We start from the raw sequence: 23,390 nt of genomic DNA, 5'->3' as shown, positions 1-23,390 counted from the left end.
ACTGTTACACATTGACTTTAAGGCAAAAAAAACCTGCGCATCTGCGCAGGTTGGTGTAATGAAATGATCAACCTGTAGGTTGAGTTCACCTATCAATACCTCTGGGACAGCCAGAGTAGCAATGACGGCGAACGCTTCACTAGCGGACAATGGCAACAGCCTTTCGCAAAGTGTAAGCAAAGATGCAAAGTGTATGATTGCCGATATATTTTGGCGTCGCGCCATCCGCTAATTAAGAAACCATTCGGGCTTTACTCCGAAGCGCGTTGAAAGCGCCTTAATATGAGAAATTGTCAGAGAACGCTGCCCGGAGAGGATTTGGCTCACCAGTGATTTAGACCCGATTTCATCTTTAAGATCGGCATAGGTCAACTTGTGCTGATCTATCAGAGTACGCAACAGCGCAACGCCAACCGGTATTTCAGCGATGGCTGCATCGAACTCAGCGAAACGGCCGCTGTTATCTTCATAGTCAGCAATTTTACTCGCCAACAGGTCAATCAGCGGATTTTCGTCATCGTGTTCTATGAGATAGTCCACCAAAGCCAGCGCGTCATGATAATCACGCTCGGAGGAACTCCCCCCAAGAAAAGGGACCGCGGCTACGAGTTGCTTTGTGGCTTCAAGGGCTTTAGTTGTATCGGCATTCATTCTCTATTTTCCCTGTAATAGCGGGTCAACTTGTCGTATTCAGCGTGGGAAGTGATGTGTTTTACATAAAAGCGCTTATTCGTAAAATTGATATAGGCAATAACCCGTAGATTGTTGCCTCCTACGTCCAGCACCCACCATTTGTTCCGGTATTTGAAGTTATCCAGGCTCGGTATCAATGCTCTCATCTCTGCAGGCGATGAAAAATCAGTCTCACGCATTAAGCGGTACAGCGCCCGTATGGCAAATGAATCGTTAGGATACCGCTTCGCAGCTTCGTCAAAGGGCTCTTTGGAAATAACATGCATCATACGCTCCATGTATTCACATTATGTGGACACCATAGCACTGCATTTCATTGTTTACAATATGTAAACTATTTTTGTGACCTGCCGTTTAATCCCTCAGAAAGTCTGCTCCCCCTCTCCTTGATTACCCCACGCTTTTCCGTAACATTAAAGGCAGTGTAAACGTTTACCCAGAAGGTACGCTATGGCGACCATAAAAGATGTAGCCCGGCTGGCAGGCGTTTCCGTCGCCACGGTCTCCCGCGTAATCAACGATTCGCCGAAAGCCAGTGAAGCCTCCCGCCTGGCGGTGAACAGCGCAATGGAAAGTCTCAATTATCACCCTAACGCCAATGCCCGCGCGCTGGCGCAGCAGTCCACCGAAACGGTGGGGCTGGTGGTAGGGGATGTCTCAGACCCTTTTTTCGGCGCGATGGTGAAAGCCGTCGAGCAGGTGGCTTCCGCCACCGGTAACTTTTTGCTCATTGGCAATGGTTACCACAACGAGCAGAAAGAGCGTAACGCCATTGAACAGCTTATCCGCCACCGCTGCGCCGCGCTGGTGGTGCACGCGAAAGTGATCCCTGACGATGACCTGGCCGCGCTGATGAAGCAGATCCCCGGCATGGTGCTGATTAACCGTATCGTGCCCGGTTTCGAAACGCGCTGCGTGGCGCTGGACGACCGCTACGGCGCGTGGCTGGCGACGCGCCACCTGATTCAGCAGGGCCATACGCGGATTGGCTATCTCTGCTCTAACCACGACATTTCAGATGCCGACGACAGGCTACAGGGCTATTACGACGCGCTGAAAGAGAACGGCCTGCCCTGTAATGACCGGCTGGTGACCTTTGCCGAGCCGGACGAGAGCGGCGGCGAACAGGCCATGACCGAACTGCTTGGCCGGGGCAGGAATTTTACCGCCGTCGCCTGCTATAACGACTCAATGGCCGCCGGGGCGATGGGGGTACTTAACGATAACGGTATCGATGTGCCGGGGGAAATCTCGCTCATTGGCTTTGATGATGTGCTGATCTCGCGCTACGTTCGCCCGCGGTTAACGACCGTGCGCTACCCTATCGTCACGATGGCGACTCAGGCGGCAGAGCTGGCGCTGGCGCTCTCGGAAAACCGCCCCGCCCCGGAAATTACCCACCTGTTTAACCCGACGCTGGTCCGCCGCCATTCCGTTATCGCCCCCCAGGAAAACTAAAGGGCGTAACGGTAGAGATGCACGGAAGTGTTTGGGTAGTCGAGCCCGTCGCCGATATAGCGCCAGCCAAAGCGCTCGTAGAAATCCCGGCAGGCGGAATAGAGGTGCAGTTCGTGAAAGCCCATGCTGCGGGCGGTGTCGATAACGTGCTGTTGCAGCAGGCGCGCCAGTCCGCGCCCGCGGGCGGATTCATCGACATAGAGCGCGGCGAGCCACGGGAAGAGATCCTGGCGGCTGATTAAATCGCAGCGCCACAGCCCCACGGTGCCCAGCAGCCGCTCCCCTTCCGTTAACACAAACGTCAGCGGAAGCTGACCGGGGCGCTGGCTGTGTTCAATAATGCTGGCGAAGAAATCCCGCGGCAGCGAATCGCCAAATTCACGCCACAGCCAGTCGGTCACCTGTCCTGCGAACTGCGGCGCATCGTACAAAGGGACGATATTCACATGAGCTTCCCCTGGAAAATAGGCACCGATTCAAACAGATAACCATCAAAGTCCGGCGCATCCTCGTCGGAAAGCTCCAGCAGGCTCTTTTTGACATTCTCCAGATGCTGCCACATCGCCTGCCACGCCCCCATTACGTCCCGGCGGCGCAGCGCCGCCAGCAGGGTCTGGCGGTCTCCCAGCCATTTTAAGCGGTAAGGCCGGCTGGCGATGTGCACGTTAAACTGCTGCCACAGCGGGCTGCTGTCCATGTGGTGCCAGATACTCTCGACGGTCGCCAGCAGCATCTGGTTCTGCGACGCCCCCGCCAGCACCAGGTGGAACATTTTACTGTTGTCCTGAGAGGTGTCGTTCGCGGCGATGGCGCGCTGCTCCTGCTCCAGAATCCGCCGCAGATTATCGATATCGGCCCGCGTCGCCATTTTGGCGGCAAAGGCGGCGATGTTGCTCTCCAGCAGTTGCCGGGCCTGGAGAATTTCAAACGGTCCGACGTCGCTGCTTAAAAAACGCTCTTCTTCGTTTTCATGCTCCTGCGGAATGCGCATCACATAGACGCCGGAGCCCTGCCGGATATCCACCGTCCCCTGCAGTTCCAGCATTAATAGGGCTTCGCGCACGATGGTGCGGCTGACGCCATATTTCTCGGCGATATTGCGTTCAGGCGGAAGGCGCGAGCCTACGGGATAGTGCCCCAGGATAATTTGCGCGCGTAGATCTTCGCCAATCTCCTGGTACTGTTTTTTTTCCGGCGGGACAACGGCTTTTTCCACAATATCACCTGTAACGAATGCCCGCCTCTTTCACCCGGTGAAAGAGGCAAAGCAGAAAACGATGGCTAACCACGGGCCCGGCCCGTGGGGGGCGCTATCTTACCAAATTCAGCGCCTGATCGAGAACTTTCGCCCCGTTTAACGTGCCGTAGGCGACGGAATCGATCACATCGATAGGTATGCTGTACTCGTCGGTCAGCTTCTTGTTCTCCGCCAGCTTAAAGCGCACCTGCGGCCCTAACAGCACGGCGATAATCTCCGCGCTATGGCTTTGTAGTTCATCGCGCAGGCTCTGCTCGGCGATGGCGTATATTTTCAGATCCAGCCCGCGTTCCGCGGCGGTTTTCTCCATCTTTGTCACCACCAGCGAGGTGGACATACCGGCAGAACAGCACAATACGATACGTTTCATCAGGGCTCCTTATTTCCATTCGTCGTCGAGGATGAGCGTTAACTGACGCTCGTCGCTTAAGCGGCGATACCAGGCCAGTGATTTTTTAGGTCGCCGGTCGCGGTTGTGTTGCAGATCGATCTCCACCAGCCCATAGCGGTTTTTGAAGGCGTTCATCGGCGAGACGTTGTCGGTAAAAGCCCACAGCATATAGCCCTGACAGTTGGCGCCGTCTTGCCGGGCGCGCAGGGTGTGGTAGAGATGTTCGCTGATAAAGGCGATGCGGTAGTCGTCTTCAATGGTGCCCTGCCCATTGCGAAACTGGCCTTCGTTCTCCACGCCCATACCGCTTTCCGCCACGAACCACGGGATGTTGCCGTACTCGTTTTTAAGGCGCATCGCCATGTCGTAAATGATAAACGGCCCGATTTCCCAGCCGCGGGACCGGTTCATCCGCCTGCCGGGCAGGTCGAACGGCTCGTAATAATAAGCCGGGTGAAACGGCGTCTGCGGGTGCCATGCCCTGGAAGGGGCTTTTACACGGTGCGGGTAATAGAGGTTGATGCCCAGTTCGTCGACGGTGTTGTCACGAATAATCGCCAGCTCTTCGTCGGTGTAGTCCCACGCCACCTGGTGCTCTTCCAGCAGGGTAAAAAGCTGCGCCGGATAGGCCCCTTTGACCATCGGGTCAAGAAAGACGCGGTTATAAAACAGGTCATACATTTCCGCGGCGCGCTGGTCATGCGGCGCGCGCGAGCGCGGATACGTCACTTCCGGGTTAAGGATACAGCCTACCGTTCCCGTATAGCCTTTTTCACGAAACAGCTTCACCACTTTAGCGGTGGCGAGGTTTTTATGGTGGTTCCACTGCATCCACGTACCGGTGTTCTGCTCGTAGGGCCAGCGCAGGGCATCAAGGTAGACGCGGGTCTGCACCACAATCGGCTCATTGAAGGTAAACCAGCGCGTCACCTTGTGATGAAAACGCTCAAAAACCCTCTGCGCGTACAGCAGGTAAAGCTCCACCACATGCTTTGAGGCCCAGCCGCCGTAGGTTTCCAGCAGATAGCCCGGCAGCTCGTAATGCTCAAGGCAGATCATCGGCACAATGCCGTTTTGCGCCATCTCATCAAACAGCTGGTCGTAGTAAGCGGCATACTCTTCATCCACCACGCCACGCTCGTAGTCGGTCAGAAAGCGCGACCAGTTAATGGAAGTACGGTAGTGGGTCAGCCCGGCCTGCTTCATTAGCTGAACATCTTCACGAAAGCGATGATAAAAATCGGTGGCCACGGCGGGGCCATAGCCGTCATGCCAGACGTGACGATCGTGCTTGTACCAGAGGTCGGGCCAGGAGTCCTGTCCCTCTTTTTTGCCGCTCCAGCCCTCGGTTTGCCAGGCGGAAGCCGCAGCCCCCAGGATAAAGTCGGGCGGTATAGGGAGAGTTTTTGTGCTCACGTCCTGCTCCTTAGGCGTTTTTGGTGGTTGTCGCCGACTCCGCCTGCAGCTGCGCCTGCTCCGCGCGACGTGAAGCGATTTTCACAAACGGCAGGTAGATGATAACGGCGGTCACAATACAGATAAGCTGGGTAACGACCGCGCCCATTGAACCGGCGGTAGAGAGCCAGGCGTTGACCAGAGGCGGCGTGGTCCACGGCACCATCACTACCGCCTTGCCCGCAAAACCGGTAACCGTGGCGAAATAGCCGATCGAGCCGGTCACCAGCGGAGTGATAATGAAGGGGATCGCGAGGATCGGATTAAGCATGATCGGCATGCCGAATATCACCGGCTCGTTGATGTTAAAGATGCCGGGACCGATGGAAAGCTTGGCGATCTCTTTCATCTCTTTACGCTTTGTCGCGATCATCACCGCAATCAGCAGCCCGATGGTCAGCCCGGAACCGCCAATGCTCATGTAGACATCCCAGAAAGGCATGGTGATGATGTTCGGCACCTCTTTGCCCTGTTCGAACGCCGACATATTGACGGTGATCGCCCCCAGCAGCAGCGGCTCACGGATCGGTTTGATCATCTGGTTGCCGTGGATGCCGATCACCCAGAACAGCTGGGCGACAAACATTAGCAGCAGGATCCCCGGCAGGCTCTGCACTACCCGCTCCAGCGGCTGTTGCACGACCTGATAAACGGCGTCGTACAGATACATACCGGTTAACTGATGGAAAACGAAGCCGAAGGTAGCAATGACGGTGGTAGTAATGATCGCCGGGATCAGCGCCGAGAAGGAGGCCGAGACGTTAGGCGGCACCGTATCGGGCATTTTGATTTTCAGGCTGTCGCGGTTTTCCAGCCAGCAGTAAATCTCCACCGACAAAATGGCGATAAACATGCCGAGGAACAGGCTGCGGGTGTCCGAGAACTGGCGCAGCAGGACATCTTTCACGACATGCATCTGCCCGTCCACCAGCATCTCGACGGTGGTGGGGGTGACGCAGATAAAACAGATCACCGCCAGCAGGCCGGGGAACAGCGTTTTGATACCGTTGATGCGCCCAAGCTCAATACCTATCAGGAATACCGCGCCGATATTCAGAAAGTTCAGGGTGGCGTAGTTAATGGCGCTGGTGATGGGCTTAAGCGCCGCGAGGAACGACAGCGACTGGAAGCTGGCCAGACCGTTCTTCGGATCCAGCACCATATTGGAAATCAGAACGGAAAACGCGCCGACAATGATCACCGGCATCAGAGTAATAAACGAAGCTTTGATCGCCATGATATAGCGATAGCTGTTGAATTTTGTCGCGAAACTGCCCAGCGAGTCGATCAGCTTTTCCTGTAGAGCCATGGGTGGGTACCTCGGTAAAGGGGCTTTATTATGATTGCAGGTATACAGCTCACTACCTTTTGGCATACCAAAAATAGCCACCCCGGCAAATTTCTTCTGTGACTCACCTCTCAACACGCCATCTGGCATTCCAAATTTATTTTTACTGGCCTATTTGGCATACCACCTTACAACCCGCGGGGGTTTGCCACCTTGCCCACCCGTTGAGTGTGGTAATATGGCGAACTTCATCAGAGACAGGAACGCATCATGGCGACAATGCTGGACGTTTCACTGCGCGCTGGGGTGTCGAAAGCCACGGTGTCACGGGTACTGAACGGCACGGGTCAGGTAAAAGAGAGCACCCGCAAACGCGTCTTTGCGGCGATGGAAGAGCTGGGTTACCGTCCCAATTTTCTCGCCCAGTCATTGGCGAACCGTACCAGCAACAGCATTGGCCTGGTGGTGTCTACTTTCGCCGGATTCTATTTTGGCCGCCTGTTGCAGCAGGCTTCCCGGCAGACCGAAGCCTATGGCAAACAGCTGATCGTAACCGACGGCCATGACGCGCCGGACCGGGAAGAGCTGGCGGTACAGATGCTGGCGGATCGTCGCTGCGACGCCATTATTCTCTATACCCGCTTTATGAGTGAAAAGGCCATTATTCGCCTGATCGATGAAACGCCGGTGCCGCTTATCGTGATAAACCGCGAGTTGCACCAGGCGCACGATAAATGCGTTTTCTTTGAACAGCAGGATGCCGCGTTCCAGGCGGTGGAGTATCTGATAACCCAGGGGCACCACGATATTGCCTGCATCACCGTGCCCATCCACACCCCGACCGGTAAAGCCCGGCTGATAGGGTATCGTAAGGCGCTGGAAAAACACGGCATTCCCTGGGATCCGGCAAAAGTGAAGTATGGTGATTCCACCATGACGCGGGGTTATGAACTGTGCCGGGAATTTTTGCAGGAGGGGGTTTCGGTCAGCGCGCTCTTTGCCTGTAACGATGATATGGCGCTCGGGGCATCAAAAGCGTTGTACCAGGCGGGACTGCGCATTCCACAGGATATCTCCCTGTTTGGTTTTGACGATGCCCCCAGCGCCCGCTGGCTGGAGCCGGGGTTATCGACGGTTTACCTGCCGATCGACACCATGATCACCACCGCCATCGATCAGGCCATCCGGCTGGCAAATAAAGAGACGATCGCGGCGATCCCGCCCTTTACCGGCACCCTGGTGCTGCGCGAGTCGGTTGCGCCGGGGCCGTTTTTTCCTGGAACGGAACAAACCTCCTGAGCCGCATGTTCCCCTCACCCTGACCCTCTCCCCAAAGGGGCGAGGGGATCAGAACCACGCCGCAGAGGAGCCTTATACCAGCTCCAGCGCCAGCAGCTCTTCGATGGTCTGACGACGGCGAATCAGCCGCGCCGCGCCGTTATCAAACAGCACTTCCGGCAGCAGCGGACGGCTATTGTAATTGGAAGACATCGACGCGCCGTACGCGCCGATGTCATGCAACACGAGGTAATCCCCCGGCGCAACCGCTGCCAGCGCGCGGGTTTCCACCTTGCCGCCCTCCTGCTGGGTAAAGACATCTCCTGATTCACACAGCGGCCCGGCAACCACCGTCTCGATAAGCGGCGCGGCGGTTAAATCACGGCCATCGGCGGCAAGCGCCGTAATATGATGGTAGCTGCCGTACATGGCCGGGCGCATCAGATCGTTGAACCCGGCATCCACCAGTACGAAATGGCGGCTGCCCATCTGTTTAACGCTGCGAACCTGCGTGACCAGCACGCCCGCTTCCGCCACCAGGAAGCGCCCCGGCTCAATCTCCAGCTGCACCGGATGGCCGAGATGCTGCGCAATCTGCTGGCGCGCCGCGTTCCACAGGCTGTAATAGTGGTCGGTATCTACCGCCTCTTCCCCTTCATGATAGGGAATCGACAGGCCGCCGCCCGCTGAAATAGCCTGTAAATCCTGACCAAACTCCATGACCTGGCTGACCATCGCGCCGCACACCTGCTCCAGATGGCCATAATCCACCCCGGAACCAATATGCATATGAATACCCACCAGTTGCAGCTGATAACGCTGAATCACCGCCAGCGCGTCCGGCAGGTCGCTGTACCAGATGCCGTGCTTGCTGTTTTCACCGCCGGTGTTGGTTTTCTGACTGTGACCATGACCAAAACCGGGGTTGACGCGTAGCCATACCGGATGACCCGGCGATACAGCGCCTAACTGTTCGAGCATGTCCACCGACCCGGCATTTACCGGAATACGCAGTTCGCTGACCCGGGCCAGCGTGGCGTCGTCAATCACATCGGCGGTAAAGACAATATCATGGGGATGAGTCTGGGGATCGTAGCCCGCCGCCAGCGCCCGCTCGATCTCGCCCAGCGATACCGAATCCACCTTAACCCCCTGCTCGCGCATCAGGCGCAGAATATGAACATTCGAGCAGGCCTTTTGCGCGAAACGGATCACGTCGAACTGCGTCAGGCGGCGAATTTGCTGGCGGATAATCTGCGCGTCGTAAACCCACACCGGGCAGCCGAATTCGGCAGGCAGGCGCAGCAGGTTGGCAGCGTTCAGGTCGGTGTCTGTGTGCGTCAATGGGCGTGGCATAGCGGTCTCCGTGGCTCTTTTTCTTTATTACGCCACAGGCGAAGCGCAATAAAAAATATCGTTTTATCACGAGTCTATGCAAAAATGATATGGATTCAGGTTATCAGGAAGCCGCTATGCCCGCCGTCAATCTACGCCAGATAGAGATTTTTCACGCCGTGATGACCACCGGTAACCTGACCGAAGCCGCCGGGCTGCTGCACACCTCCCAGCCCACCGTCAGCCGCGAGCTGGCACGTTTCGAAAAGGTGCTCGGCCTCAAGCTGTTCGAACGCGCGCGCGGGCGGCTTCACCCCACGGTACAGGGGCTGCGGCTGTTTGAAGAGGTGCAGCGTTCATGGTACGGGCTGGATCGCATTGTCAGCGCCGCCGAGAGCCTGCGCGAGTTTCGCCAGGGGGAGCTTTCCGTCGTCTGCCTGCCGGTGTTTTCCCAGTCATTTCTGCCGCTGCTGTTGCAACCTTTTCTGGCTCGTTACCCGGAGGTCAGCCTCAATATTGTGCCGCAGGAGTCGCCGCTGCTGGAGGAGTGGCTCTCTGCCCAGCGTCACGACCTGGGGCTAACCGAGACGCTGAACACCCCGGCGGGAACGGAGCGCACGCCGCTGCTAACCTTAAATGAGGTCTGTGTACTGCCGCAGCACCACCCGCTGGCCCACAAAGCGCAGCTCACCCCCGCCGATTTTCACGGCGAAAACTATATCAGCCTGTCGCGCACCGACAGCTACCGGCAGCTGTTGGATGCGCTGTTCGCTGAACATCAGGTAAAGCGGCGGATGGTGCTGGAGACGCACAGCGCCGCGTCGGTTTGCGCGATGGTGCGCGCCGGGGTTGGCATCTCGGTAGTTAACCCGCTGACCGCGCTGGATTACGCCGCCAGCGGCGTGGTGGTGCGCCGTTTTAGCGTTGACGTGCCGTTTACCGTCAGCCTGATCCGCCCCCTCCATCGCCCCTCGTCGGCGCTGGTGGAGGCCTTTAGCCAGCATCTGCAAAGCGCGATACCGCTTATCACCGCCCCGTTAGAGGCGGTGCTGAACGCGACTTAAGAGAGCATAAAAGCGACCGCGTCGGCGGCATGCAGCGCGGCGGTGTCGAAGACCGGGATGGGGGATTGCGCCTGGGAGACCAGCAGGCCGATTTCGGTACAGCCAAAGATGACGCCCTGCGCCCCCTGCTCTGCCAGCCGGGCGATAAGCGCGATGTAATAGTCCCGTGATTCCTCGCTAAAGGTGCCGAGGCACAGTTCATCAAAGATAATCTGGTTGACGCGCTCGCGGTCCGACTCTTGCGGAATGAGGGTCTCGATAGCGAACTGCTCGCCAAGCCGCCCACGGTAGAAATCCTGCTCCATGGTGTAGCGGGTCCCCAGCAGCGCTACTTTTTGCAGCCGCTGGTCAACAATAGCCCGCCCGGTGGCATCGGCGATGTGCAAAAACGGCACCTGACAGCGCGCTTCTATTTGCCCGGCGACCTTGTGCATGGTGTTAGTGCACAGCACAATGCCCTGCGCCCCCGCCTGCTCAAGCCCTGCCGCCGCCTGAGCCAGAATATCTCCGGCTCTTTCCCACTCGCCGCTGCGCTGGCAAACCTCAATTTCGTGAAAATCGACGCTGTGCAGCAGCAGGCTCGCGGAGTGCAGGCCGCCAAGTTTTTCCTTTACGCCTTCATTAATCAGCCGGTAATAGGGAATCGTCGATTCCCAGCTCATCCCGCCCAGTAGCCCTATCGTCTTCATCGCCGTCTCCTTGTGAATGTCTCCACAGTCAAACAAAGTCGCAGCGAAGATTCAACCGGGGAGGGGGCATAAAAAAACCTGCCCGAAGGCAGGTTTAGCGTTAGATTAACCGGGCAAATCCCGCGCGAATTAACGCGCCAGCCAGCCGCCGTCAACGGCGATGGTGTAGCCGTTGATGTAATCAGACGCGCTGGAGGCCAGGAAGACGATCGGGCCCATCAGGTCGCTCGGCAGACCCCAGCGGCCCGCCGGGATACGGTCGAGGATCTCAGCGCTACGCTGTTCGTCAGCGCGCAGCTGCTGGGTGTTGTTGGTGGCCATGTAGCCCGGCGCGATAGCGTTAACGTTGATGTTGTGCTTCGCCCACTCGTTCGCCAGCAGACGGGTAACGCCCATTACGCCGCTTTTGGAGGCGGTGTAAGACGGAACGCGGATGCCGCCCTGGAAGGAGAGCATAGAGGCGATGTTGATGATTTTGCCGCCGTTGCCCTGAGCGATGAAATGCTTCGCCGCCGCCTGAGACATAAAGAACACGCTCTTGATGTTCAGGTTCATCACATCGTCCCAGTCCTGCTCGCTGAAGTTGATGGCGTCTTCACGACGAATCAGACCGGCGTTGTTGACCAGAATGTCGATATGACCGAATTCAGAGACCGCGCGCTCCAGCAATTCCGGGATGGCGTCGATTTTACGCAGGTCAGCGGTCAGGCTCAGGAAGCGGCGACCCAGCGCGGTTACGCGCTCGATGGTTTCGGTCGGCTCAACGATATTGATACCGACAATGTCACAGCCCGCTTCCGCCAGGCCCAGCGCCATACCCTGGCCGAGGCCGGTATCGCAACCGGAAACCACCGCAACTTTACCTTGAAGAGAGAATGCATCCAGAATCATGTTGGTTCCTTAATCTTTCAGCGCCTGCGGCACGCAGGCGTATTTTTGTTATGCCCGGCGCTTAGCGCAGATCTTTAACCGCTACGTGGTCCATGTCATCAAAGACCTGGTTTTCGCCCACCATGCCCCAGATGAAGGTGTATGCTTTTGTGCCAACGCCTGAGTGAATAGACCAGCTGGGTGAAATTACCGCCTGTTCGTTGTGCATCACGATGTGGCGCGTCTCTTGCGGCTGCCCCATCATATGGAATACGCAGGTGTCTTCTTCCATATTGAAATAGAAGTAGACTTCCATGCGGCGCTCATGGGTGTGGCACGGCATGGTGTTCCACAGGTTGCCCGGCGCCAGTTCGGTCAGCCCCATGCTGAGCTGGCAGGTTTCCAGTACGTCAGGCACGAAGTATTTATTGATGGTGCGACGGTTGCTGGTGAGGTTGTCGCCCAGGGTCACCGGCGCGACGTCCGCAGGGGTCACTTTTTTGGTCGGATAGGTGGTGTGCGCAGGGGCGCAGTTGTAATAGAACTTCGCCGGTTTTGCGCTATCAACGCTTGCGAAAACAACCTCTTTCGCCCCTTTGCCGACGTACAGCGCGTCGCGGTGGCCGATTTCATAGCACTGACCGTCTACGGTGATGGTGCCCGGGCCGCCGATGTTAATCACGCCCAGTTCACGGCGTTCAAGGAAGTAGCTTACGCCAAGCTGCTTGCCGACTTCACCGCCTACGGAGACCGTTTTCGCGACCGGCTTAATGCCGCCAACGATGATACGGTCAATGTGGCTGTAGACCATGGTGTATTCATCATCAACAAACACTTTCTCAACGAGAAATTCATTGCGCAGGCCCTGGGTGTCCAGCGTTTTCGCATGCGCGCTGTGGATGCTTTGTCTTACTTCCACGATTACCTCCAACGTCAAATTTTTTACCTGAATGTCACGCAACGGAGCGGATAACGCGTGTTCCGTTTTGCAGTATGGGCACATCTTATCCCTCCGCCAGGGGCTTTTCAATGCCATATAAAACAACGTTTCATTTTTTCTGTAATATATTTCTAAATTTGCCGATGGGATCACGATTGGGGTTGCGCGCCCATAGACATGGGCGATTCAGGCGGGAGTGAAAATGCAGAATTCATCATAGCAAACAGCACGTTAGCGACGTCTTTGACTTTTGACGTTCCGCTATCGCTTTTTGTGTATGAAAACAAAGATGAATTTTTGCGCGGCGTATTTTTTGAGCAAACCGCCGTTACCCCTGGCTTTTATGAGGAAAGTGCGTTGAGCATCACACAACATGAAACAACGTTTTGATAAATTAACACCGGATTTTTGAACCTCAGTGCGCACGCCTGCATGCGGCAGGAGATAAAAGTGCGCCGCGTAGAGTTTGAGTTAGTGTTTCTGTAACTGGCCTTGCCCTCCCTTTGGAGGGCTTTTTTTTGCCTGTCAGGCTACGCGTCGCGCTCAATCGCCAGCGCCACGCCCTGCCCGCCGCCGATGCACAGCGTCGCCAGCCCTTTGCGGGCGTTACGTTTGTTCATTTCATGGACCAGCGAAACCAGAATACGGCAGCCGGACGCGCCGATAGGATGGCCAAGGGCAATGGCCCCGCCGTTTACGTTGACCCGCTTTTCATCCCATTCAAGGATTTTACCCACCGACAGCGCCTGAGCGGCGAACGCCTCGTTGGATTCAATCAGATCAACTTCAGCAAGCTGCCAGCCCACGCGCTCCAGGCAGCGGCGGGTCGCGTAGACCGGCGCAATGCCCATTAACGCCGGGTCGACGCCGACGCTTGCGAAGGCGCGGATGCGCGCCAGCACCGGTAGATTAAGCGCCTGCGCCTTTGCTTCGCTCATCATCATGACGGCAGCCGCGCCGTCGTTAATGGGCGACGCGTTGCCTGCGGTCACCGAGCCGCTGAGTTCGAAGGCTGGCGAAAGCAGCGCGAGCCCTTCGGCGCTGGCGTCGGCGCGGGGCTGCTCATCGGTATCGATAACCAACGGGCGACCGTCGGCTGTATGACCGTTAACCGGCACGATCTCATCGCGAAAGCGCCCGGCGTCAATGGCCGCCCGCGCTTTTTGCTGCGAGCGCAGCGCCCAGTCATCCTGGCGTTCGCGGCTGATGCCGTACTCCCGCGCCAGGTTTTCCGCCGTCACGCCCATATGGTAATCGTTGAAGGCATCCCACAGCCCGTCGTGAACGAGGCTGTCGATAAGCTGGCTATTGCCAAGCCGTGCGCCGGTGCGGCTGTCGGTCAGTACGTGTGGGGCGCGGCTCATATTCTCCTGGCCGCCCGCAATGACCACGTCAGCTTCACCGCACTGAATCGCCTGCGAGGCCAGATGCAGCGCTTTCAGCCCGGAACCGCAGACATCATTAATGGTAATAGCCGATACCGTTGTGGGCAGGCCGCCTTTGATTGCCGACTGGCGGGCGGGGTTTTGCCCGGCTCCGGCGGTCAGCACCTGGCCTAAAATTACTTCATCAACGGTCTGAGGATGGACACCGCTACGCTCAAGCAGCGCCTGCACGACATAGCTGCCCAGCTCGACGGCGGAGTGGTGCGACAAGGCGCCCTGAAAGCAGCCGATAGGCGTGCGGACCGCAGCAACGATAACGACATCTTTCATTTCTACCTCAGCGCAAGTTGAACCCGGCAATAGTAGTACGTTGTTATCAACTATTTTCGTAATTGTTTAAAAACGGTGAGATTAGTCACGCAGGGAGGGGAAATAGCAGAAGAAGCGCGGCGGCGTTGGCCGCCGCGCAGACCCGGATCAGTTATTTACCGGAATTACCGCGCCTTTATATTTGGTGCGGATCCAGTCCTGAATCTCTTTCGAGTGCAGCACGTTCACCAGCGCAACGATATCTTTTTTCTTCTCGTCGCCGCGGTGCACGGTGATGATATTGGCGTACGGGTTATTTTCGCCGCTTTCCACCGCGATCGGATCTTTCACCGGGTCCAGCCCGGCATCGATGGCGTAGTTGGCGTTAATGACCACCGCGTCGCCTTCATCATTGTTATACATCTGCGGCAGCAGGGAGGCTTCGACGTTCGGCAGGAACTGCAGCTTTTTCGGGTTCTCCACGATGTCGCTGATGCGCGCGGTCACTTTGTCGATGCCTGGTTTCAGTTTGATTACGCCCTCTTTCTCGAAAATAGAGAGGATGCGCCCCTCTTCGGAAACCGCGTCACGCATAATGATTTTGCCGCCCTGCGGCAGATCTTTCAGCGATTTCACCTTCTTCGAGTAGATGCCGATCGGCTCGATATGAATCGCGCCCGCGCTGACGAAATCGTAATCCTTGTCGTCGGCGTGATCTTTGAGCACGCTGTTCAGGTACGGAATGTGCTGGAAGTAGTTAGCGTCGATCTCGCGGCCCGCCAGCGCGGTGTTCGGCAGGATGTAGTCCTGGAACGGTTTGATCTCAAGTTCAATGCCTTCCTTCGCCAGAATCGGTTTCGCCTGCTCAAGGATCTCCGCGTGCGGCACGTTGGAGGCGCCGACGGTCAGTTTGTCCGCCCAGGAGGAGAAGCTCAGGGCGCTTAAGGTGACTGCGGCGATAAGCGTAATTGTGGTTTTCATGTTGTGTTTTTCCTGATTATTAGCGTTTGTCTAACAGAGAGGTAATGGCGTCGCCGCAGAACTGGATGATGAAAACGATCGCCAGAATGGTTACCGTCGCCACCAGCGTGACATCGCCATGGTTTCGCTGGAATCCTTCCAGGTAAGCAAGATTTCCTAAACCGCCTGCGCCAATGACCCCGGCCATTGCGCTGTAGCTCACCAGAGCAATCAGCGTAACGGTGATGCCAGAGACCAGCGCAGGCGATGATTCAGGCAGCAGCACCCGAAAAATCAGCGTGCTCAGGCGCGCGCCCATCGAACGGGTCGCCTCAATCACGCCTTTATCCACTTCGCGCAGGGCAATCTCCACCAGCCGCGCGTAGAACGGTGCCGCGCCGACAATCAGCGCCGGCAGCGCGGCGTTGGCCCCCAGAATGGTGCCAACAATGGTCTTGGTAAACGGAATCAGCAGCACAATCAAAATGATGAACGGGATGGAACGAAAGACGTTCACCACAATGGAGATGACGCTGTAGAGCGCGCGGTTCTGAAACAACCCGCCTCTGGCGGTCAGGAACAGCGCCAGCCCGAGGATAATCCCCAGCACAAAGGTCGCTACGCCGGAGAGCGCCGTCATGTAAAGCGTCTCCTGGGTGGCCGCCCACAGCTGTTCCAGTTTCAGATGGGGAAAAAATGTCTCAACCATGCTTAATGACCTCGCCTTCAATATCGCTGTTGCGTAAATCCGCGAGGATATTGGTTACCTGTTCCTGTGTTGCCACAACGTGAACCCATAGCTGGCCAAAAACACCGTGGGCCGTCTGGGTCATTTTGCCGTGCAGAATATTAAACGGCAGCCCGTAGCGCAGCGTCAGCTCGCCAACCACCGGCTGATGCGTGCTGTGGCCGGTAAAGGTCAGCTTAATCACCGTGCCGTCCAGATCGTGGGTCAGATCCGGGTTGAATTCATCTTCTTCATACTGGCTAATCTGGCGCACAAACTGCCGGGTAATAGGCTGCTGCGGGTGGGTGAAAACGCTAATGACATCGCCCTCTTCCACCACCTTGCCGTTCTCCATTACCGCTACGCGGTCGCAGATTTTGCGCACCACGTGCATTTCGTGGGTAATCAGGACGATGGTCAGCTTAAAGCGACGGTTGATATCCAGCAGCAGATCCAGAATCTGATCGGTGGTCTGCGGGTCCAGCGCCGAGGTCGCCTCGTCGCACAGCAGCACATCCGGGTTGTTAGCCAGCGCGCGGGCGATCCCTACGCGCTGTTTCTGCCCGCCGCTAAGCTGCGACGGGTAAGCCTGTTCGCGGCCTTTCAGCCCTACCAGTTCAATCAGCTCCGCCACGCGCGCTTTAATGGTCGCTTTCGGCGCGCCGGCTATCTGCATGGAAAAGGCAATGTTCTCGCTAACGGTGCGCGACCACAGCAAATTAAAGTGCTGGAAGACCATGCTGATTTTCAGCCGGGCCTGGCGCAGCGCTTCACCGCGGGCGGCGGAGATATCCTGGCCGTTAATGACCACGCTGCCGGAAGTGGGTTTTTCCAGCCCGTTGAGCAGGCGGATCAGCGTGCTTTTCCCGGCGCCGCTGTAGCCGATAATGCCGTAAATTTGTCCCTGCTCAACCGACAGATTGACGCCGTCCACGGCGGTAATCGACGCTTTTCCCTGGTCGAAAATCTTAGAAATATTCCTGAGAAGGATCATTGCGTACTTTCCGTTTAGCGGTTTAGCAGTATGGATGTCCAGATGATAATAATCAGTCATGAATATATTTCAAATAACTAAATAGCCAATGTTTATACCTTTTTGTACTAAGTAGCGGCATAACACATCATTGTGAGTTATGGATTTATTCAGCATTGGTTAGCTAAAAAATGGATAAACACGGCGCAAAATGACGCTAAGCCACTGGTTTTAAGGCTAAAAACGCCCATTTTTAGCAATCAAAACATCCAGACGGCTACCCGCCTTAGCTTCTCGATGTCTAAACAGAGCTTTATATTACTTTTCGCTCTAAAACCTGCATAAACATTCTTTAATTGCGCAAAACCGCACTTCTATTATTCGACCATTACGTCAATGCTCGGGTAAATAGCCATGTCAGTAATGCATTCAGTAAGTGAACTAATCGGCCAGACACCAGTTTTGCAGTTACATAAGCTGGACACCGGGCCGTGCGCGCTGTTTTTAAAGCTGGAGAACCAGAACCCTGGCGGCTCCATTAAGGACCGCGTCGCCCTGTCGATGATTAACGAAGCGGAACGTCTCGGCCACCTGCGGCCGGGGGGCACTATTATCGAGGCCACGGCGGGGAACACCGGGCTGGGACTGGCGCTGATCGCCGCGCAAAAAGGCTACCGCCTGGTACTGGTGGTGCCGGACAAAATGAGTCGGGAGAAGATTTTTCATCTGCGGGCGCTGGGGGCGAAAGTGGTGCTGACCCGCTCCGACGTGAATAAAGGCCATCCGGCTTACTACCAGGACTACGCTCGCCGCCTCGCCCAGGAGACGCCGGGGGCCTTTTATATTGACCAGTTCAATAACGACGCCAACCCGCTGGCCCATGCGACGACCACCGCGCCGGAGCTTTTCGAACAGCTCGATGGCAACATCGACGCCATTGTGGTGGGAGTAGGATCGGGCGGTACGCTCGGCGGGCTACAGGCCTGGTTTGCTGAACATTCACCGCACACGGAATTCATTCTTGCCGACCCGGTGGGCTCAATCCTTGCCGATCGGGTCGAGCACGGCCATTACGGCGAAGCGGGCTCCTGGCTGGTGGAGGGGATCGGCGAGGATTTCATTCCGCCCCTGGCCCATATTGATGGCGTGCAGAAGGCCTTGCGGATAAGCGACGCCGAGGCGTTCGCCACCGCGCGAGCACTGCTGCAAACCGAAGGGGTGCTGGCAGGCTCCTCTACCGGCACGCTGCTGGCCGCCGCGCTGCGCTACTGCCAGGCACAGACCAGCCCCAGACGGGTGGTGACTTTCGCCTGCGACAGCGGCAACAAATACCTTTCCAAAATGTTTAATGATGACTGGATGCGCCAGCAGGGGCTGCTGAGCCGGCCAGAACACGGTGATTTAACTGATTTTATCGCCCTGCGCCATGATGAAGGCGCGACCGTTATCGCCGCTCTTGACGACACCCTGGCGACGGTGCTGGCGCGGATGCGCCTGCATGACTTCTCGCAGCTGCCGGTGCTGGAAAACGGGCGCGTGGTGGGCATTGTCGATGAGTGGGATCTGATTCGTCACGTCCAGGGTGACCGCAGGCGTTTTTCGCTGCCGGTGAAAAACGCGATGACGCGCAATGTGGAAACCCTTGACCGACATGCGCCGGAGAGCGCCCTGAGCGCCATTTTTGACCGCGGGCTGGTGGCGGTCATCACCGATAACGACCGCTTTCTGGGGCTGATTACCCGTAGCGACCTGCTGACCACCTGGCGTAACCGACTCGAACAATAAGGAACGAAGATGAAAACATTAGCCACCAAAAGCGTACACAGCGGCACGTTTTCCGATGCGCACGGCGCGGTGATGCCGCCGATTTATGCCACGTCGACTTTTGCTCAACCCGCGCCGGGGCAGCACACCGGTTATGAATACTCCCGCAGCGGTAACCCTACCCGCCACGCCCTGGAAACAGCCATTGCGGAGCTGGAAGGCGGCACGCGCGGATTTGCTTTCGCCTCGGGGCTGGCGGCAATCGCCACGGTGCTCGAACTGCTGGATAAAGAGAGCCACATTGTCGCGGTTGACGATGTTTATGGCGGCACTTACCGGCTTATCGAGAACGTACGCAAGCGCAGCACGGGGTTGACGGTAAGCTGGGTGAAGCCAGACGATCTGGCGGAGCTGGAAGCGGCCATCCGCCCGGAGACCCGCATGATTTGGGTGGAAACCCCCACCAACCCTCTGCTGAAACTGGCGGATCTGCAGGCTATCGCCGCGATTGCCCGGCGGCATAACGTGCTAAGCGTGGCGGACAACACCTTTGCCTCGCCGGTGATCCACCGCCCCATTGAGCTGGGGTTTGATATCGTGGTTCATTCGGCGACGAAATATCTGAATGGTCACTCTGATGTGGTCGCCGGGCTGGCGGTTGTGGGCGATAACCCGGCGCTGGCGGAGCAGCTTGGGTATCTGCAAAATGCGGTAGGCGGCGTGCTCGATCCGTTTAGCAGCTTTCTGACACTGCGCGGTATCCGCACGCTTTCGCTACGCATGGAGCGCCACAGCAGCAACGCGCTGGCGCTGGCCAGCTGGCTTGAGCAGCAGCCGCAGGTAGAAAAGGTCTGGTTTCCGTGGCTTGAATCCCACCCGCATTATCACCTGGCGCGTAAACAGATGGCCTTGCCCGGCGGCATGATTTCGGTAGTGGTAAAAGGCGACGACAGGTACGCCACGCAGGTTATCAACAGGTTGAAACTCTTTACGCTGGCGGAGAGCCTCGGCGGCGTAGAAAGCCTGGTAAGCCAGCCATTCAGCATGACCCACGCCTCTATCCCACTGGCGCAGCGGCTGGCGAACGGCATTACGCCGCAGCTTATCCGCCTGTCGGTAGGGATTGAGGATGCCGATGATCTGATTGCCGACTGGCAACAGGCGCTGGGCTGAGATTTTCTGAACGAAAGGTAGCCCGGATAAGGCGTTTTTACGCCGCATCCGGGCCCCCCGATGCGCTTCGCTTATCGGGGCTACCGGCCCTTTTACTTTGAGCCAATCCCGTTAAGGATTTCCAGCGCGTCGGCAGGCAGGGTCAGCTGTCCGCTTGCCAGGTTCTCCTGCAGATGCGCAGGGGATGAGGTGCCAGGAATCAGCAGAATATTCGGCGCGCGTTGCAGCAGCCACGCCAGCGCAACCTGCATCGGCGTGGCATTCAGACGCTGCGCCACCTGGTTCAGCTCATCAGATTGCAGTGGCGTAAAGCCTCCAAGCGGGAAAAACGGCACGTAGGCGATGCCCTGCGCCGCCAGTTCGTCAATCAGCGCGTCATCGTCGCGCAGGGCCACGTTATACATATTCTGCACGCAGACCACCGGCGTCATTTTTTGCGCGTCGGCCACCTGCTTCGCCGTCACGTTGCTCAGGCCGATATGGCGAATCAAGCCGCGCTCTTTGAGCGTAATCAGGGTCTCCAGCTCCGCCTCCAGCGAACCTTCCGCCGGGCCATGCGTTCCGTGCATGCTGCGCAGGTTAACCACTTCGATCGTCTCCAGCCCAAGATTGCGCAGGTTGTCTTCCACCGCGCGGGTCAGCTCTTCTGCGCTGAATGCTGGCAGCCAGTTGGCTTTGTCATCACGGCGTGCGCCAACTTTGGTAACGATACAGAGATCTTGCGGATAAGGGTGCAGCGCTTTTTTAATGATCTGGTTGGTGATATGCGGCCCGTAAAAATCGCTGGTGTCGATATGGTTAACGCCCGCTGCGACCGCGTCACGCAGTACCTGAATAGCCTTTGCCTCGTCGGCAGGCGGCCCAAAAACGCCCGGTCCCGCCAGTTGCATTGCGCCATAGCCCAGGCGACCAACCTCACGGTCGCCAAGCCGGTAAGTAAGCGTAGGTTGAGACATGGAGTACCTCCTGTGTGGTGTGTCGCCACATTGTAGGGTGTGCGCCGCCAGGGCAACAGAGAAATAAGTGCGATAAGGCCCGGCGAATCTGAAAAATTAATATCCCTGAAATTCACGGGGGCGCTACATTAATAATGTAAGCGCTGATAGAGCAAATAAAGAAACTGACGAGGACGCCCTATGATATATCCTGAGATGCCAGCAAATGAAACCGAGCGTATTAAATCGCTTTATATGATGGACTTACTGGATAAAAAAGATGACGCCCGTTTCGATCGTTTAACCCGGCTGGCGAAAGCGGCATTTGATGTGCCTATCGCGTTAATTAGTTTATTGGATCGTGACCGCCAGTGGCTGGCTTCCTGTAGCGGCGATATCGGCGTGCGTGAAACGGCGCGCAACATCTCTTTTTGCGCCCACGCGATCCTTGCTCAGGGGATCTTCATCGTCAAAGACGCCAGTATTGACGAGCGTTTCCACGATCATCCCTTCGTTCAGGGCGAGCCACATATCCGCTTTTACGCAGGCTGCCCGGTGCGCCTGCCGGATGGGGCTATTGCTGGCACCATCTGTATTATCGATAACAAACCGCGGGATCTCAGCCCGGAAAATATCAATACGTTAATTGACATCGGCGCTATCGTTGAAGACGAATTATATATTATCAGCATGGCGATGACGGATTCCCTGACCGGGCTGCCGAATAAGCGAGGCTTTTATAAATTAGGTGAAAAGCGGTTTAAATGGTTAAGCGATAATAAACGATCGTTTAGCCTCGTTTATCTTGATGTAGAAAATATCACGGCGGTTAACGATTTTTTTGGTCATCACGAAGGCGACAGCATGTTAAAGCGGTTTTCCACCTCGCTGGGCCAGTGCCTGCACAAAAATGACATCGCCGCCCGTGTTGAAGGGGGAAAATTCGTGGTGATGCTCGGCCACGATGACGACAGGGATGTAGACACCTTCCTCTTTAGCCTGCAATCACGCATTGACGACCTTAATGAAAAGGCGCATGAAAAGTATCGCCTCCACTACGCGTACGGCATCGTCCCTTACGATCCGGACCAGTACAGCAACCTGGTGGAGATGGTCAATAACAGCGAGCGCGTGATGTACCTGGAGCGGAAAAACCCGCCGCAGCGCTCGTTTAACCCAACGAGTAACAAACCTGCCTGACGGCAAAACAAACCCGGCGTTGCAACTGCGCGCCGGGTGTCGCCAGTCAGTCCCGCGCCAGCCAGCTACGCATCATTTTTTCAATCTGCGTTGTCAGTTCGGGAAGCGAATGCTGCCGCGACCGGCCGCACAGGCGGGAGGGCTGCTGGCAAATGAGGCATTTGCGCACGGGCGCGCCGGACGCTTCGCGGCTTAATGGCTCGCCTGAGGATGCAATCACATCGAAGTCCCACAGGCGGCCCAGCGGATGACCGTCTTCCAGTTCCACTACCGCCGCTTTAATGATCTGCGCCTCCTGCTCCACCGCCCACAGCGCCTCAGGCCCGGTATCGAGCCAGTGAACTTCGCGGCTCAGGACTTTCCAGCCGCGCCGCCAGAGCAGTTGATCCCCTTCCCGTAGCGCTTCGGCCATAACGTGCCGGTAGCCAATGCTGTCTTTTACCGGACCTGGCGTGACCAGCGTCAGTGAAAGCACCGGCTGATGAAAGCGCGTCAACAGCGCCTGCTGGCGCATCGCCCGCTGCTCCCGCGCGGTGAGTACATCCGTCAGTGAAACAGCTTCTCCGTGCATTAATGGCGAAAAAGTGTGACTCCCTGTTTGCTGCATAACCTGTCCTGTTGTTCCATTAATTTCTGTTGTTCCAGTGATATATTCTGCCAGTTTACGCATGTTGCTGCCATCCTGGCCGATTCGCTGGGCAACATTAGAAGAAATATCGCGCCTTACGGCAAATAATTCGTGACTCTCTTCGCAAATTCGCACTCTTCGCCGCCCGCGCTGCGGGCGGGTAACCGGTAAAAATGACGGCATACCGCCAGTACCGCTTGCTGCCGTTGGCGCGTCGCTGGCGGATAAACAGCCAGCCTGCTCGTCCCTTTTCGGGTTCGTAAAACGGCTGTCGGCGCAATAAATACTCGTTCCGTGAGTACTATCGCGCCATTTCAGGCATATGCCATATTTTTAAAGTTATTCAAATTCTAATATCGGGCACTTGCCTCATCTGTCAGCTTGCTTTTGCCCTTATACTTTCTCTAACCTGCCGGGACTCTTTTCCTTTTTCATACCTTTTTGCCCCCTCCGTCCTTCTTTGTTCTGGCGCTTTATTGCGCCGTTATTGATTCAAAAGTTATATCCATGCGCGCCAGAGTGAGTCTTTTTTTATTGCATTGGCGGTCGTACCATACCGCCATTACCTTTATCCGCACTCTGCAGGAGGATTTATGCCAGGTCAGTCTTCAACCCCC

Annotated in this window: 24 protein-coding genes; 7 read left to right on the top strand and 17 right to left on the bottom strand. The window is 56.7% G+C overall.

Going from position 1 to position 23,390, the window contains the following annotated elements:
- Nucleotides 1–228 precede the first annotated feature (228 nt).
- Nucleotides 229–651, bottom strand: a complete 423-nt coding sequence (locus ENTHG_RS12685) for a helix-turn-helix domain-containing protein (protein ID WP_044180215.1) — start codon at nucleotides 649–651, stop codon at nucleotides 229–231.
- The gene (locus tag ENTHG_RS12680) at nucleotides 648–959 is read right to left on the bottom strand and encodes a type II toxin-antitoxin system HigB family toxin (protein WP_044180213.1); all 312 of its coding nucleotides are present in this window, start codon (nucleotides 957–959) and stop codon (nucleotides 648–650) included. The genes ENTHG_RS12685 and ENTHG_RS12680 overlap by 4 nt, the downstream gene beginning before the upstream one ends.
- A gap of 184 nt (nucleotides 960–1,143) precedes the next feature.
- On the opposite strand from ENTHG_RS12680, the gene galR reads away from it, so the two are divergent.
- A complete protein-coding gene (galR, locus tag ENTHG_RS12675) occupies nucleotides 1,144–2,151 on the top strand; it encodes an HTH-type transcriptional regulator GalR (RefSeq protein ID WP_044180211.1) in 1,008 nt (335 codons plus the stop codon).
- Here the strand turns inward: galR and ENTHG_RS12670 are convergent.
- From ENTHG_RS12670 to ENTHG_RS12650, 5 genes are all read right to left on the bottom strand, one after another.
- A complete protein-coding gene (locus ENTHG_RS12670; protein ID WP_044180209.1) occupies nucleotides 2,148–2,597 on the bottom strand; it encodes a GNAT family N-acetyltransferase in 450 nt (149 codons plus the stop codon). The genes galR and ENTHG_RS12670 overlap by 4 nt on opposite strands.
- Nucleotides 2,594–3,367 carry a GntR family transcriptional regulator gene (locus ENTHG_RS12665; RefSeq protein WP_044180207.1) on the bottom strand — a complete coding sequence of 258 codons (774 nt, stop codon included), beginning with the start codon at nucleotides 3,365–3,367 and terminating at the stop codon, nucleotides 2,594–2,596. The genes ENTHG_RS12670 and ENTHG_RS12665 overlap by 4 nt, the downstream gene beginning before the upstream one ends.
- 94 nt (nucleotides 3,368–3,461) lie before the next feature.
- Nucleotides 3,462–3,779, bottom strand: a complete 318-nt coding sequence (locus ENTHG_RS12660) for a PTS sugar transporter subunit IIB (RefSeq protein WP_044180205.1) — start codon at nucleotides 3,777–3,779, stop codon at nucleotides 3,462–3,464.
- A gap of 9 nt (nucleotides 3,780–3,788) precedes the next feature.
- Entirely contained in the window at nucleotides 3,789–5,216 is a 1,428-nt protein-coding gene (locus ENTHG_RS12655) for a glycoside hydrolase family 1 protein (protein WP_044180203.1), read from the bottom strand.
- A gap of 10 nt (nucleotides 5,217–5,226) precedes the next feature.
- Complete coding sequence (locus ENTHG_RS12650; RefSeq protein WP_044180201.1) at nucleotides 5,227–6,564, bottom strand: PTS sugar transporter subunit IIC; 1,338 nt, start codon at nucleotides 6,562–6,564, stop codon at nucleotides 5,227–5,229.
- Between the two features lie 249 nt (nucleotides 6,565–6,813).
- On the opposite strand from ENTHG_RS12650, the gene ENTHG_RS12645 reads away from it, so the two are divergent.
- Nucleotides 6,814–7,842 carry a LacI family DNA-binding transcriptional regulator gene (locus ENTHG_RS12645; RefSeq protein WP_044180199.1) on the top strand — a complete coding sequence of 343 codons (1,029 nt, stop codon included), beginning with the start codon at nucleotides 6,814–6,816 and terminating at the stop codon, nucleotides 7,840–7,842.
- A 72-nt stretch (nucleotides 7,843–7,914) separates the two neighbouring features.
- Here ENTHG_RS12645 and lysA read toward each other — a convergent pair whose 3' ends face one another.
- On the bottom strand, nucleotides 7,915–9,177 hold the full coding sequence (gene lysA, locus ENTHG_RS12640; protein WP_044180197.1) for a diaminopimelate decarboxylase: 1,263 nt from the start codon (nucleotides 9,175–9,177) through the stop codon (nucleotides 7,915–7,917).
- 116 nt (nucleotides 9,178–9,293) lie between these two features.
- On the opposite strand from lysA, the gene ENTHG_RS12635 reads away from it, so the two are divergent.
- On the top strand, nucleotides 9,294–10,220 hold the full coding sequence (locus ENTHG_RS12635) for a LysR family transcriptional regulator (protein ID WP_044180195.1): 927 nt from the start codon (nucleotides 9,294–9,296) through the stop codon (nucleotides 10,218–10,220).
- Here ENTHG_RS12635 and ENTHG_RS12630 read toward each other — a convergent pair.
- The 3 genes from ENTHG_RS12630 to kduI all read right to left on the bottom strand — a co-directional run bounded on the left by ENTHG_RS12630 (nucleotide 10,217) and on the right by kduI (nucleotide 12,698).
- Entirely contained in the window at nucleotides 10,217–10,909 is a 693-nt protein-coding gene (locus ENTHG_RS12630) for an aspartate/glutamate racemase (RefSeq protein WP_044180193.1), read from the bottom strand. The two genes, ENTHG_RS12635 and ENTHG_RS12630, sit on opposite strands and share 4 nt — an antisense overlap.
- Before the next feature lie 129 nt (nucleotides 10,910–11,038).
- A complete protein-coding gene (gene kduD, locus ENTHG_RS12625) occupies nucleotides 11,039–11,800 on the bottom strand; it encodes a 2-dehydro-3-deoxy-D-gluconate 5-dehydrogenase KduD (protein WP_044180191.1) in 762 nt (253 codons plus the stop codon).
- Nucleotides 11,801–11,861: 61 nt separating this feature from the next.
- The gene (kduI, locus tag ENTHG_RS12620; protein WP_071825878.1) at nucleotides 11,862–12,698 is read right to left on the bottom strand and encodes a 5-dehydro-4-deoxy-D-glucuronate isomerase; all 837 of its coding nucleotides are present in this window, start codon (nucleotides 12,696–12,698) and stop codon (nucleotides 11,862–11,864) included.
- A gap of 198 nt (nucleotides 12,699–12,896) precedes the next feature.
- Between kduI and ENTHG_RS12615 the strand changes: the two genes are divergently transcribed.
- Nucleotides 12,897–13,109: a hypothetical protein gene (locus ENTHG_RS12615; RefSeq protein ID WP_044180187.1), complete on the top strand. Its 213-nt coding sequence runs from the start codon at nucleotides 12,897–12,899 to the stop codon at nucleotides 13,107–13,109.
- A gap of 140 nt (nucleotides 13,110–13,249) precedes the next feature.
- Here ENTHG_RS12615 and ENTHG_RS12610 read toward each other — a convergent pair whose 3' ends face one another.
- The 4 genes from ENTHG_RS12610 to ENTHG_RS12595 form a co-directional block, all read right to left on the bottom strand.
- Nucleotides 13,250–14,434: an acetyl-CoA C-acetyltransferase gene (locus ENTHG_RS12610; RefSeq protein WP_044180185.1), complete on the bottom strand. Its 1,185-nt coding sequence runs from the start codon at nucleotides 14,432–14,434 to the stop codon at nucleotides 13,250–13,252.
- A 147-nt stretch (nucleotides 14,435–14,581) separates the two neighbouring features.
- Nucleotides 14,582–15,394 (bottom strand): MetQ/NlpA family ABC transporter substrate-binding protein, encoded by an 813-nt coding sequence (locus ENTHG_RS12605; protein WP_044180183.1) that lies wholly within the window; start codon nucleotides 15,392–15,394, stop codon nucleotides 14,582–14,584.
- Nucleotides 15,395–15,413: 19 nt separating this feature from the next.
- Nucleotides 15,414–16,082 (bottom strand): methionine ABC transporter permease, encoded by a 669-nt coding sequence (locus tag ENTHG_RS12600; protein ID WP_044180181.1) that lies wholly within the window; start codon nucleotides 16,080–16,082, stop codon nucleotides 15,414–15,416.
- Nucleotides 16,075–17,094, bottom strand: coding sequence for a methionine ABC transporter ATP-binding protein (locus ENTHG_RS12595; RefSeq protein ID WP_044180178.1), 1,020 nt, complete (start codon nucleotides 17,092–17,094; stop codon nucleotides 16,075–16,077). The genes ENTHG_RS12600 and ENTHG_RS12595 overlap by 8 nt, the downstream gene beginning before the upstream one ends.
- Nucleotides 17,095–17,481: 387 nt before the next feature.
- On the opposite strand from ENTHG_RS12595, the gene ENTHG_RS12590 reads away from it, so the two are divergent.
- Together ENTHG_RS12590 and ENTHG_RS12585 are read left to right on the top strand one after the other, a co-directional pair.
- Nucleotides 17,482–18,858 carry a pyridoxal-phosphate dependent enzyme gene (locus ENTHG_RS12590; protein ID WP_489884337.1) on the top strand — a complete coding sequence of 459 codons (1,377 nt, stop codon included), beginning with the start codon at nucleotides 17,482–17,484 and terminating at the stop codon, nucleotides 18,856–18,858.
- 9 nt (nucleotides 18,859–18,867) lie between these two features.
- The gene (locus ENTHG_RS12585; protein WP_044180174.1) at nucleotides 18,868–20,010 is read left to right on the top strand and encodes a trans-sulfuration enzyme family protein; all 1,143 of its coding nucleotides are present in this window, start codon (nucleotides 18,868–18,870) and stop codon (nucleotides 20,008–20,010) included.
- 92 nt (nucleotides 20,011–20,102) lie between these two features.
- Here the strand turns inward: ENTHG_RS12585 and ENTHG_RS12580 are convergent, their stop codons facing one another.
- Nucleotides 20,103–20,966: an aldo/keto reductase family oxidoreductase gene (locus ENTHG_RS12580; protein ID WP_044180172.1), complete on the bottom strand. Its 864-nt coding sequence runs from the start codon at nucleotides 20,964–20,966 to the stop codon at nucleotides 20,103–20,105.
- Between the two features lie 180 nt (nucleotides 20,967–21,146).
- Between ENTHG_RS12580 and ENTHG_RS12575 the strand changes: the two genes are divergently transcribed.
- The gene (locus tag ENTHG_RS12575) at nucleotides 21,147–22,145 is read left to right on the top strand and encodes a GGDEF domain-containing protein (RefSeq protein WP_044180170.1); all 999 of its coding nucleotides are present in this window, start codon (nucleotides 21,147–21,149) and stop codon (nucleotides 22,143–22,145) included.
- A 46-nt stretch (nucleotides 22,146–22,191) separates the two neighbouring features.
- Here ENTHG_RS12575 and citX read toward each other — a convergent pair whose 3' ends face one another.
- Nucleotides 22,192–22,752: a citrate lyase holo-[acyl-carrier protein] synthase gene (gene citX, locus ENTHG_RS12570; RefSeq protein WP_044180168.1), complete on the bottom strand. Its 561-nt coding sequence runs from the start codon at nucleotides 22,750–22,752 to the stop codon at nucleotides 22,192–22,194.
- Nucleotides 22,753–23,390: the final 638 nt, after the last annotated feature.

Origin of the sequence: Phytobacter massiliensis JC163 (genome assembly GCF_000321045.1) — a bacterium.
Lineage (GTDB): Bacteria > Pseudomonadota > Gammaproteobacteria > Enterobacterales > Enterobacteriaceae > Phytobacter_A > Phytobacter_A massiliensis.
The sequence above is the reverse complement of the archived record's forward strand: the minus strand, read 5'-3'. Positions and strand labels throughout refer to the sequence as shown.

Bases quoted from the DNA above. Each gene is read 5' to 3' on its own strand.
- ENTHG_RS12685 (WP_044180215.1), bottom strand. From the start codon at position 651: ATGAATGCCGATACAACTAAAGCCCTTGAAGCCACAAAGCAACTCGTA.
- ENTHG_RS12680 (WP_044180213.1), bottom strand. From the start codon at position 959: ATGCATGTTATTTCCAAAGAGCCCTTTGACGAAGCTGCGAAGCGGTAT.
- galR (WP_044180211.1), top strand. From the start codon at position 1,144: ATGGCGACCATAAAAGATGTAGCCCGGCTGGCAGGCGTTTCCGTCGCC.
- ENTHG_RS12660 (WP_044180205.1), bottom strand. From the start codon at position 3,779: ATGAAACGTATCGTATTGTGCTGTTCTGCCGGTATGTCCACCTCGCTG.
- ENTHG_RS12650 (WP_044180201.1), bottom strand. From the start codon at position 6,564: ATGGCTCTACAGGAAAAGCTGATCGACTCGCTGGGCAGTTTCGCGACA.
- ENTHG_RS12645 (WP_044180199.1), top strand. From the start codon at position 6,814: ATGGCGACAATGCTGGACGTTTCACTGCGCGCTGGGGTGTCGAAAGCC.
- lysA (WP_044180197.1), bottom strand. From the start codon at position 9,177: ATGCCACGCCCATTGACGCACACAGACACCGACCTGAACGCTGCCAAC.
- ENTHG_RS12635 (WP_044180195.1), top strand. From the start codon at position 9,294: ATGCCCGCCGTCAATCTACGCCAGATAGAGATTTTTCACGCCGTGATG.
- ENTHG_RS12630 (WP_044180193.1), bottom strand. From the start codon at position 10,909: ATGAAGACGATAGGGCTACTGGGCGGGATGAGCTGGGAATCGACGATT.
- kduD (WP_044180191.1), bottom strand. From the start codon at position 11,800: ATGATTCTGGATGCATTCTCTCTTCAAGGTAAAGTTGCGGTGGTTTCC.
- ENTHG_RS12615 (WP_044180187.1), top strand. From the start codon at position 12,897: ATGGGCGATTCAGGCGGGAGTGAAAATGCAGAATTCATCATAGCAAAC.
- ENTHG_RS12610 (WP_044180185.1), bottom strand. From the start codon at position 14,434: ATGAAAGATGTCGTTATCGTTGCTGCGGTCCGCACGCCTATCGGCTGC.
- ENTHG_RS12605 (WP_044180183.1), bottom strand. From the start codon at position 15,394: ATGAAAACCACAATTACGCTTATCGCCGCAGTCACCTTAAGCGCCCTG.
- ENTHG_RS12600 (WP_044180181.1), bottom strand. From the start codon at position 16,082: ATGGTTGAGACATTTTTTCCCCATCTGAAACTGGAACAGCTGTGGGCG.
- ENTHG_RS12595 (WP_044180178.1), bottom strand. From the start codon at position 17,094: ATGATCCTTCTCAGGAATATTTCTAAGATTTTCGACCAGGGAAAAGCG.
- ENTHG_RS12585 (WP_044180174.1), top strand. From the start codon at position 18,868: ATGAAAACATTAGCCACCAAAAGCGTACACAGCGGCACGTTTTCCGAT.
- ENTHG_RS12580 (WP_044180172.1), bottom strand. From the start codon at position 20,966: ATGTCTCAACCTACGCTTACTTACCGGCTTGGCGACCGTGAGGTTGGT.
- ENTHG_RS12575 (WP_044180170.1), top strand. From the start codon at position 21,147: ATGATATATCCTGAGATGCCAGCAAATGAAACCGAGCGTATTAAATCG.
- citX (WP_044180168.1), bottom strand. From the start codon at position 22,752: ATGCAGCAAACAGGGAGTCACACTTTTTCGCCATTAATGCACGGAGAA.